The sequence below is a fragment of the Rhizobium sp. A37_96 genome (assembly GCF_053521765.1).
Genome location: NZ_JBNWDS010000003.1, coordinates 419,030 through 429,257, shown reverse-complemented (window position 1 = coordinate 429,257; position 10,228 = coordinate 419,030). Strand labels below are relative to the sequence as shown.

The window sequence follows — 10,228 nt, the reverse complement described above, 5'->3', positions numbered from 1 at the left end:
AGGGCGCCAAGGGCGTGCAGCTGGCCGAGCTGGCGCAGAAGAGCTGGGCAGAACGCCGATGGATCGACGTCCCATCGCTCGCCGCAAGATAAGGAGACGCGTCTTCGAGACGGCGACCGGACGCGGGGCCGATGTCGATCGCGTTTCCATGGTTTTTAACGTCAGTGATGAACGATGTTCGGAGGAGAACGAAAATGAGCTTTCAATCCTACAATCCGACGACCGGTGAACTCATCGGAACTTACGAGGAGCACAGTGATTCCGAGGTCGAGCGGCTGCTGCAGCAATCCCATGATACCTGGAAGAGCTGGTCGAAGACGCCGATCGAGGATCGCTCCGCCTTCCTCATCCGACTTGCCGACCTCCTCGAAAGTCGCGCGGAAGAATACGGCGCCCTGATCGTATCGGAAATGGGCAAGCCGCTGGCGGAAGCGGTGGGCGAAGTGAAGAAATCGGCTTTCGGCGCCCGTCATTTCGCCGGCGACGGCCCTGCCTATATCGCAGACGAAGCCATTCCAGGCACGCCGAGCAAGATCGTCTATCAGTCTATCGGCCCGATATTCGGCGTCATGCCCTGGAATCTGCCGTTCTGGCAGGTGCTGCGCTTCTTCATCCCGGCCGCGCTGGTCGGCAATACCGTCGTCGTCAAGCATGCGGAAAGCGTGCAGGGGTCTGCGGCAGCGATCGAGAAGCTGATCCTGGATGCCGGCGCTCCTGCTGGCCTCTATACGAATCTTGTCATCGACCGCCGGCGCGCGCCGCAGATCATCCGTGATCCGCGCATCGCCGCCGTCACCGTAACGGGCAGCACGCAGGCTGGGCGCTCCGTGGCGGAGCAGGCAGGCGCGCTCGGTAAAAAGGTCGTGCTGGAGCTTGGAGGCTCGGATCCCTTCATCGTTTTTGCCGATGCGGATTTCGACAAGGCCGTGCAGATGGCGGTCGTTTCACGCTACTCCAACAATGCCCAAAGCTGTATCGCAGCCAAGCGGTTCTTCATCGAGGAGTCGATTGCCGAGCGTTTTACCGCGGCTTTCGTCGAAGCCGTGAAAAAGATCCCGGTCGGCGATCCGATGAAGTCGGAAACGAAGCTCGGGCCGCTGGCGCGCAGGGATATTCGCGATACCGTGCAGCGTCAGGTCGATGAGGCGATCGCGGCCGGCGCCAAGCTGCTGGCCGGCGGCAAGCCGATCGAGGGACCGGGCAATTTTTACGAAGCGACGGTGCTTTCCAATCTTCCTCATGATGCTCCGGTCGCCCGCGAGGAGTTTTTCGGGCCGGTCGCAATGCTCTTCACCTTCAAGAGCGAGGAGGAAGCGATCGATCTTGCCAACGATACCGAATATGGTCTTGGCGCCACAGTCTGGAGCGGCAACCCCGAAAGAGCCGAACGCATCGCTTCGCGGATCGAGGCTGGTGCCGTGTTCATCAACGATTTCGTCCGATCCGATCCCCGCGCGCCTTTCGGTGGCGTCAAGGGATCGGGCTTCGGCCGCGAGCTCGGAGGTCTTGGCGCTCGGGAATTGACGAACGCAAAGCTCGTATGGAAAGGAGCCTGAGGCTCTTGGCTTGTCATCGGGGCTTTTCGAGTTCGTCGCAGCGCTTCCGTTCGGGTGCGGCGTTGATTGCGGAGCCCGCCAGTCTGCTTTCAAGCGCGGTCGTATGACCTGATGCCCCGCCGTGAAGGGGGCCGTGCGGATGTTGGAAAAGCACTCGTCGAACCTTTGCCTGCACCGTAGGGCAACGTCGCCGGCCATATGCAAATACCATAAAGCCGCCGTGCAAAACTGCGCGGCGGCTTTATGGTTGTTCAGGCGCTTGCCGAATTCCAAGGGCGCCAGGGCCTACCTGGGATTTCGTTACAAAAAATCAGGATGAATGTCCTGTCATATTTCCTCATCGCGAGGCGGGTAACCACGCCTCGCGACCGGGCACCGAGCGATTGGGCAATCGTTTCCGCCGGATTCCTTTGGATTTTGCGCTCGTCGTCAATGTCGAAGCAGCGAAGCCTCTTGCCGAAGTGTTCTCATCAAGCGCTTGATCTCAAGTAGCTACTGTCAGTAATCCCCTGGCTGGGGGTGGGTCGCAAGCATCAGGTCCCTGAGACCGCGGCTGCCGTCGCGGTTGCCGGTGGCGGCAACCGCGGTGAAGATGCGCTCGGCATCGTCGTACATTTTGAGATTGAGGTAGCTGTATCCGCGCAGCACCATGAGATCGACGCGCTCCTGTTGCAGCTGCGCGCGCTGGTCGAGGTAGAGCAGTGTCTCTTGATAGCGTTTGCTTGAAAACGCCGAGAGCGCGCGGTCGGCCAGTATGGCCACTTGAAGTTCGGCCGCGCGCTGATGGTTCATCGGTGCCTTGGTTGCCGCGACGGCTGCGTTGTTCGCCAGCCCGGCCCGCAGATAGGCAAGGCTTTGACCGTAGGCTGCCTCTTCCCGCGACTTGGGATCGCTATTGTTCAGCGCGACGCCGAAGGCTTCCACGGCTTCCATCGGCCGATTGAGGTTCATCAGGCACCAGCCGCGTCCAAGTGCATTGCCCGGTGTCAGCAGCTCCGCATTGGCGGTGGTGGTGCATCCAGCCGGCTGGCGGGCCGAGCGGGTCACTGTCCGGGCACGGGCTTCCGGCGCGGCATAGTCCGGCGAAGGGGCGCGGCGACCGGGAGCAACCGGCTGTGCGGCGATCTGTGTGTTGCCATAGGGCTGGGCTATTTGGGGCTCAGGCGCAACCTGCGAAACCATCGGCGGCGCGCTCTGCAGCGTACCCGGCTGCGTCATTTGCGGTGCCGTCTGGGGCAGCAGTTGAGGTGTCGCTTGCGCGGCCTGGTTGGGAGATGGCAGGGGTGCGTAGACCGGCGTGCGCGGCGCAGGTTCGCCAAGGACCGCGATGCGCTGCGAACGCCCGGCCCACAGCCGCTGAACCTCGGCGACGCCCTGACGATCGTTCAATTGATTGCGCGTGATGGCAAGCCCGTAGGCGGAAGGTTCGTCGTCGGGCTTCCAGCGCAGAGCCGTTTCGAACCATCTTGCCGCCGCCTGCGGCTGATTCATCGAGCGGGCGAACCATCCGAATTGCTGCGCCGTCGGCACGTATTTCTGCTTCGTCACCTCGGCGGCGATGCGGCCAAGGATATCCTCGCTGAGATTGGCGGGCGGTTGCAGGGCCATCAGATTGGCGGTCGCGGCAAGATAGGTCGCCATGGCGTCTTTGGACTCGTTGCGCCACTTGTACATGGCGTCCTCGGCTTCCTGCGGCTTGTGGTCGGCGATCAGCACCAGGGCAAGGCCCTGCGAGATCGTTGCGGAGTCTTCCTTCTCGTGCGCGGCTTTGAACCACTGTTCGGCGTCCGTGTAATTGCCGCGGCGCAGATAGTACCAGCCGAGGAGCGAGTCGTCCGACGCCAGACCCTGGCTGCGTGCGACACGCTCGACTTGCGAGAGATAATCCTGCGCGACCGCCAGCTTCGGATCGTCATTGCCCTGGGCGACGAAACGGCGTGCCAGATCGGTCCGTATGCTGTCGAACTCCCGACCGCCATTGCCATCCGGCTTTTCGAGCGCCAAAAGATCCTGCATCGGCTCGTAAGGCAGCAGGGCAGACGCCTTCTGGACGGTCGCAAGTCTTTCCTGCGGATTGGTGCAGGTCTTCAGAATATACTTGTAGGCGTCCTGGCCTCGTGCTGCGCGATCTGTACGGATGAAGGCTTCCGCCACCCGCCACAGGATGTCGATATCGCTGCAGGTCAGCAGGCTCGGCGTTTTGGCGCCGATATCGATAACCGTCGCATATTGTTTGAGATCGGAGGCGTTGACGAGACGCGTGCGCGCTTCTGCTATGTCGAGACGCTCCAGAAGATCCGTGGGCGCCTGCCAGCCGGCATCGGCCGCCTGGCGATCGGCTATGGCCTTGCGCACTTCGGCATAGCGGCCCTCCGAATAGAACTGCCACATGGCCTCGAGCTGCTTGTCGCTGTTTTGCGGAATGGCAAGCGGGTCGGCAGGGGGTGTCCAGTTCGGATAGAGTGTCTGCAGCCGCGAAATTTCGGCCTGGAGCCGGGCCTTGTCGCCGCGGCTGGCGAAATAGCGCAATGCGCTTTCATCCACCTTGGGCACGTTGCCGGCGGCTTGGGCCGGTGCCGGCTGCGGCGTCGCCGGTTGCGGTGTTGGCTGCTGCGCAGTCTGCTGCGCGGGCGCCGCCTGTGCGACCGATTCGGACGCGACGGCGGATGATGGCTGCGTCGTCGGCGGATCGGAGAGGACCGACGACGGCGCGGTTGCCTGGATATGGTCCGCAAGCGTTTGCAGATCGACCGGCTGCCCCAGGATGCCACCCTGCGTTGTATCGGCGGCGAGCGTGATTTGCGGATCGATGCGTCTGGATTTCGCCAGCTTGATCTTGTCTTCGGGCGAGTCGTGATCTTTCGTCGCGAGCGTAAATCCCGCCACGGCGACGGCCACAAAAGCCATGATCAAGGTCGACTTTATAAACACTCCGGATGTTTCTCCGTGATGAAAGCCAAGCTCAAGAGCTGCAAGGTGGCCGGATAATAAAGCGATGGCGCGAACTGCCGAACCGATGCGGGCAGTTTCGTTCCACTCACCACACACGCCACAACATCGTTAACAATTCTATAACCGGGGTCGGAAAGCAGGTCTTTCGGCTTGCCCGTTACCAGGTCGATCGTCGCCGGTTCGTCGCCTTCGACCGTCATGCCCTGCTGCAGACGTGCGAGCAGAGCTTTGTCGCCAATGCCGGCGCGCGCGAGGTAGAGCGGGATTCTGACGGCATTATAGCCGAATTCTGCGTCGAACCCGTCGGCAGGTGTCGGCTTGGCGCGCAGGCTGACCCAATCGGCGGGCAGTTTGCGCGGGCCGAACTGCATCGAACGCAGCAGGGCGAGCCCGTCGTCGCTCAGCTTCTGCCAGCGATCGGACGGGGCGAGCAGCGCCATGACGGGAATAGCCTCGAAGATCCAGTAAGACGGGTTGATGACGGGGCCGTCCTTGCGGCCCGGAGCCCTGTAGCCGTCCACGCCGGGAATGAGCAGCGTCCGTCCCGCGGCATTCACGACCACGCGGGACAGGATTGCTCTTGCCATGTTTGCGGCGGCTTGCAGGTAATCCTTCTTGTTCCAGGCCGAGCCCGCCAGTGCCAGCGCATAGGCGATCAGCAGATCGCCGTCGGAGGCATTGTTCGTATCCGTCACATGCGGCGTGACGGCAGGATCCCATTTCCAGACGGCAAGGCCATCGTCACGCAGCAAAAGCTCGGTACGCGTAAAGTACCAGATCTGCTCGAAATCGGCCTGATTGTTGGCGAGATAGGCCAGCAACAGACCGTAGCCTTGACCTTCGCTGTGGCTGATGCCGCCGTTGCCGTTGTCGATGATGCGGCCGTTCGTATCGAGGAACTTCGTCTTGTAGTCAGTCCAGGCTTGCGGATCGAGCGCCGCATGCTGAGCGGCTGCCGGCTGGGCGACCGCGAGGATGGCGGCGCTGCAGATCGCAAGAAAGGAGCGCCGGACACTCATTCGCGCCTGCCGATCTTGGAGAGAACGCTTGCGGTGCTGATACCGAGCAGGAAGGAGCCGGCGACGAACAGCAGCGCATAGGACAATATGTTGCTGGAAAGCCAGTTCGCCGCAATCAGGCGGTAATTGGTCAGGGACCAGGGCTGGGACATGACGAATGTGAACCGGCTGACCGGAACCGTATCGATCTTTCCGGTCTTGCCGGAATAGACCGTTATGCGGCCACCGATTTGCGACCATGTGCTCTGCGCCGTCATCGCTTCGACGCCCGTGCGCAGGTCTCCGCTGCTCGGCGCGGTCACGACGGTCCAGGTCGCGTCATTGGTCGGATTGGCTTCCTGCGCGATCAGGAAGGTATTGGTGTTCGATGGTGTGAACACCTGCTCCGAGCTGGGTATGAAACGCAGCGAGCTCAGCGTGATATCGAAATTGCGATGCATCCATTGCTGGAAACGCTCCATCTGTCCCTGCAAAAGCCCGCCGCTGACGCGCGAGCGCCAATCGGCAATCGTCACGGACGCTTCCGGCGTGCCTCCTTGCCCGGGAGCAGGCGGCCGCCAAGCGACCTGGCTCGATGCGGTGATGTTCATCTGCGTCAGAATTGTCGACGGCAGTTGTGAGACGGAGCCTATGAACAGGGCGTTGCGGGTGCCGACCGTGCTTGGCGAAGCGGTCGGCTCCAGCGTGATCGGGTGCCCGGCGACGAGCGCCATCTGCCCGAGCAGCGTCGCGGTCGCGGATAGCGTGTCGGCATCCGCCCGATCGATGAACAGAGCGGTCGGCTCGGCGTCGCGATTGTAAGGGTAGCCGGTGCCGGCAAAGGCCGCGAGGTTCGGACGCTGCGCGACCCTGGCAAAATCGGGGACGCGGAACTGGCTGGTGTCGAACAGCGCGAAGCGGGGCGTCGTGTTGGATGTCGCCGCGGGCGCGCAGGCGGTGTCCTCGTCGGCCATCAGCATGGCCTCAAGTGTCACCGTATTCAGGCCCGGCTTGAAATGACGCATGGTGATGCGGATCGGCAATTGCCGGAAAATGCCGCCGCCCGTCGCGGTGATCGGCTTGGTCGTGGCGATGCTGCCGTTGACATACACGTCGATATGGCTGCCCGGCCGCACATCTTCGGCATAGGCAGCGTCGAGCAGGATGGTGGCTTCACCATAGGCATTCGCATAGAAATCGGATGGAATGGCGACGTTGAAACTGGTGTGGAAATGCCGCCCGGAGAATTCCGTCGTCTTGACGCCCAGCTGTTCGAAGGAAAGGCTGGTGCCGGAATAGATCAAAGGCGCGTCCGGCGCACTCCAGCGTTGTGTCACCAGGAGATCGCGGCGGCTATCGGGGTCGCGGTCGGTCGGCGAAACGACCATATCGATCGCCGAGGAGATCGCCTGCCAGGAGGGGCCGCTGACGAGCAGCAGTTGCTGGCCACTGCGCGGATCGGTGGCAAATGTCGCCAACGCCCCATTCTGGGCGGAAGAGGGAACGGCAAATACCGGCTGCAATTCAGCAGGCGTGCCGACCACGACGGTCATCTTGCCGGGGCCTCCAGGCGGCAGCTGGTCCGTGCCGAAGGAAAAGGTCTCGTTCGGCATTCCGCTAAGTAGTGCCAGCCCCTGCGCGAGCCGCAGGATCGGCTTGGTCGTTCCGGGCTGGGAAAGCGCCGGCACGACAAGGTTGAACCGGGTCTTGCCGACATCGTCGACGCCGATCGCGCGGATTGCGTCCGTGGTCGACAGTTTCTCCGCCTCGCGTCCGGCAAAGCTCAGATAGGTCTTGGCAGGATCGAGATCGGACCACAGTTCGTAGGTCGAAGGAATGTCGCAGTCGACGCGGTGGCGTTGTACCGCCTCGAAGGTGAGCAGATTGGCTCCCGGCTGCAAGAGCCCGCGCGGGATATCGAAGCTCACATTGGATTCGTTATCGGACGAGCCGATCTGCTGCTGGTGCACCACGCGATCATTGATGAGAACCGTAAGCTGCGACGCCTCGGGCGCGACGACGACCGCATTCTGATAGGCAAAGCTGAATTTCGCGGGTGCCGCCGCCTGCTCGGGGGTCAGGTAGATCGACCAGGACTTGCGATCGGCTTCACCCTCAAGGCGCAATTTCGCGAAGGGAACAACATAGCGACGCAACCCGGTTGCCGCGGCTGTCGCGCCCGGCGCGCCCTGTGCGGGCGTTTGAACCGGGGAAGCGGGTGTACCGGTTTGCGTGACAGTCGTTTGCGGCGTTGCCGCCTGTGGCGTGACTGGCGGCGGTGTTGTCGCCAGAGGCGCGGTTGCCTGAGGGGCCGCAGCCTGCGGTGCAACGGTCTGCGGAGCGATGGCCGGAGGTGCCGCCGTCACCGGCGGTGCAGTCTGCGGCATCGTTGTTTGCGGAGCGATAATCTGCGGCACTGTCGGCGGTTCGCCTTTCGGGCGCTCACCCGACATGTCGAAAGGCGTCGTCTGCGCCTGTGCGGCGGCGGCGCCGAAGAGAAGGATAAGGGCAGGTAGGATGCGGTTCATCAGCTTCTCGCCTTCGCATCCTGCCGCTGCTGCGCGCGCTCCGAGCCAACGCCTCTGAAAAGATAGATCAGGCCACGGCTGGTCTGGTAAAGCGACAGGCTCAGGAACCAGATGGTGCCACGGATGATGCCGGGATTGCGGCGCCGTGCCTGCTGGAATTTCGTCCACTGATCGGAATTGGCAAAGACAAGGTCGGCGATCAGGCGATGATCGGCGGCACCCTTTGGAATATACTGGCAGCCGATGGCCGTGATATCCCCCATCTGCTCCATGTTGCGCACGACGACCGACAGCGTCACCATCTCGGCGCCGCTATAGGATTGGAAGCGTATGGTCGCTTCCGACCCGACCTTGATCTGCTCGAGATCCTTGTTGAACACGTTCAGCCTGGCGCCATGGACGGAAACATCCTCGATCGACGCCGAATTCCAGCGACCGTCGATCCCGAAATCGCTGCGGCGATCGACCCTCACTCGTCTTGAAGAGGCGCGCTCCCCGCGCTCCGAAACAACGCCCAGCGCGCAGCCGGAAAGGATAAGGTTGATGATGTTCCAGCCGCCGACGACGAGCGTGACATCCGCCTTATAGGGCTCCGCATAGACGCGGTAGATGGTGACCGCCAGTGCGACGATCTGAACCGCGAAGATAACGAAGAACGGACGGCTGATTTCCGAAAGCCGGCTGACGGCGATCGACTCGTCCTTGGCCGTGACCTTGAAGGTCGGCTTGCGCGGATTGAGCATGACCGAAACGACCGCCGGCAGCAGATGCACCGTCTGGACATATTCGTAGAGCTCGGAAATCCACGGCCAGCGGAAGGATCCGTAGAGATAGTTCTGCATCATCAGGTTCACGAGCATGTAGGCGAGCGTATAGGCAAGGAATTCGCTGCCGGATGCGGTGAAGATTTCAAGATCGAAGAAGAGGTAGAAGAGCGGCGCGAACAGGAAGGTCACACGGGGGAACGGAAACAGCCAGAACAGCGTCGAGGACATGTAGCAAAGGCGCTGCGGCAGCGTCAGACCGCGCTTGAACAGCGGGAATCGGAAGCGCAGGATCTGCATCATGCCCTGGGCCCAGCGGCTGCGCTGGCCAATGAAGCTGGCAAAGGTTGCCGGCTGCAGGCCGGCAATCAGCGGCTTGTCGACATAGATGCTGTTCCAGCCGGCGCCGTGAAGCGCCAGCGCGGTTTCGCAGTCTTCGGTGATGCTGATGCCGCTGAAGCCGTTTTGCGATTCCAGCGCCTTGCGGCTGAGCACGGCCGCAGAGCCGCAGAAGAAGGCCGCGTTCCACTTGTCGAGGCCGCGCTGAATGATGCCGTAGAACATCTCGTTCTCGCTCGGCATGCTGTCGAAGGTGCGCAGGTTGCGCTCCAGCGGATCCGGATTGATAAAGAAATGCGGCGTCTGGACGAGGAAGAGCTTGGGGTCGTCCTCGAAATAGCCGACGGTTTCGCGCAGGAAGTCGCGCGCAGGCGCATGGTCGGCATCGAAGACCGCGATCAGCTCGCCGCTCGAATGCTGCAATCCGTTGTTGAGATTGCCGGCCTTGGCATGTTCGTTGCGCTCGCGGGTCAGATATTCGACGTCGAGGTCGGCACAGAGCTGCTTGAGTTCGTCATGGCGCGCGATGGCGGCCTGCGATTCCAGAACCTTGGTCGAATTGCGCTTCTGCGCGGTGCCGCCGTCGTCAAGCAGCCAGACCTTGAGCCTGTCGGCCGGATAGTCCATCGCCTTGGCGGAGGCGAGCGTATTGGCAAGAAGATTGGTATCCTCGTTATAGGACGGCACGAAGACATCGACCCTCGGGAAATGCGTTGTCTCGGATGCGCGCGTCGTGCGCGGCGGCAGAGGAGTGGCGACGATGAAGAGGCTGAGCATCAGCATCGCCACGTTGTACATTTCCGCAAGATAAAGCAGCAGGCCGGGAATGAAGTTCTCGAGCTGGTTGACCGGCGGCAACGTGTTGGTGGTCCGCCAATATACGTAGCGCAAGACGATGGCAGTGCCGAAGGCGAGCGCAACCAGCCGCCAGGTGCCCTGGCGCTTGAGGATCTTGATGATCGCCATCATGGTGACGACCACGGTGCTGGCAATCAGCTGAGTTTGAAGGTTGACGGGAAGCGTGATCAGCACGACGCCGCATAGCGCTATCACGGCCCATATCAAGATGCTGCGTGCGGTCTGCATCGATG

Annotated in this window: 5 protein-coding genes; 1 reads left to right on the top strand and 4 read right to left on the bottom strand. The window is 62.1% G+C overall.

Annotated elements, in window-relative coordinates; genetic code table 11:
- Window positions 1-194 precede the first annotated feature (194 nt).
- Entirely contained in the window at window positions 195-1,556 is a 1,362-nt protein-coding gene (locus ACQZ6J_RS13715; RefSeq protein WP_449084454.1) for an NAD-dependent succinate-semialdehyde dehydrogenase, read from the top strand.
- A gap of 498 nt (window positions 1,557-2,054) precedes the next feature.
- Here the strand turns inward: ACQZ6J_RS13715 and ACQZ6J_RS13710 are convergent, their stop codons facing one another.
- The 4 genes from ACQZ6J_RS13710 to bcsA are packed head-to-tail and all read right to left on the bottom strand — an operon-like array spanning window position 2,055 to window position 10,223.
- Window positions 2,055-4,487 (bottom strand): cellulose synthase, encoded by a 2,433-nt coding sequence (locus tag ACQZ6J_RS13710; RefSeq protein ID WP_449084453.1) that lies wholly within the window; start codon window positions 4,485-4,487, stop codon window positions 2,055-2,057.
- Window positions 4,478-5,527: a glycosyl hydrolase family 8 gene (locus ACQZ6J_RS13705; protein WP_163985179.1), complete on the bottom strand. Its 1,050-nt coding sequence runs from the start codon at window positions 5,525-5,527 to the stop codon at window positions 4,478-4,480. The genes ACQZ6J_RS13710 and ACQZ6J_RS13705 overlap by 10 nt, the downstream gene beginning before the upstream one ends.
- Entirely contained in the window at window positions 5,524-8,034 is a 2,511-nt protein-coding gene (locus tag ACQZ6J_RS13700) for a cellulose biosynthesis cyclic di-GMP-binding regulatory protein BcsB (protein WP_449084452.1), read from the bottom strand. The genes ACQZ6J_RS13705 and ACQZ6J_RS13700 overlap by 4 nt, the downstream gene beginning before the upstream one ends.
- Entirely contained in the window at window positions 8,034-10,223 is a 2,190-nt protein-coding gene (bcsA, locus tag ACQZ6J_RS13695) for a UDP-forming cellulose synthase catalytic subunit (RefSeq protein WP_163985181.1), read from the bottom strand. The genes ACQZ6J_RS13700 and bcsA overlap by 1 nt, the downstream gene beginning before the upstream one ends.
- Window positions 10,224-10,228: the final 5 nt, after the last annotated feature.

Coding starts and splice junctions, on each gene's coding strand:
- ACQZ6J_RS13715 (WP_449084454.1), top strand. CDS start 195: ATGAGCTTTCAATCCTACAATCCGACGACCGGTGAACTCATCGGAACT.
- ACQZ6J_RS13705 (WP_163985179.1), bottom strand. CDS start 5,527: ATGAGTGTCCGGCGCTCCTTTCTTGCGATCTGCAGCGCCGCCATCCTC.
- ACQZ6J_RS13700 (WP_449084452.1), bottom strand. CDS start 8,034: ATGAACCGCATCCTACCTGCCCTTATCCTTCTCTTCGGCGCCGCCGCC.
- bcsA (WP_163985181.1), bottom strand. CDS start 10,223: ATGCAGACCGCACGCAGCATCTTGATATGGGCCGTGATAGCGCTATGC.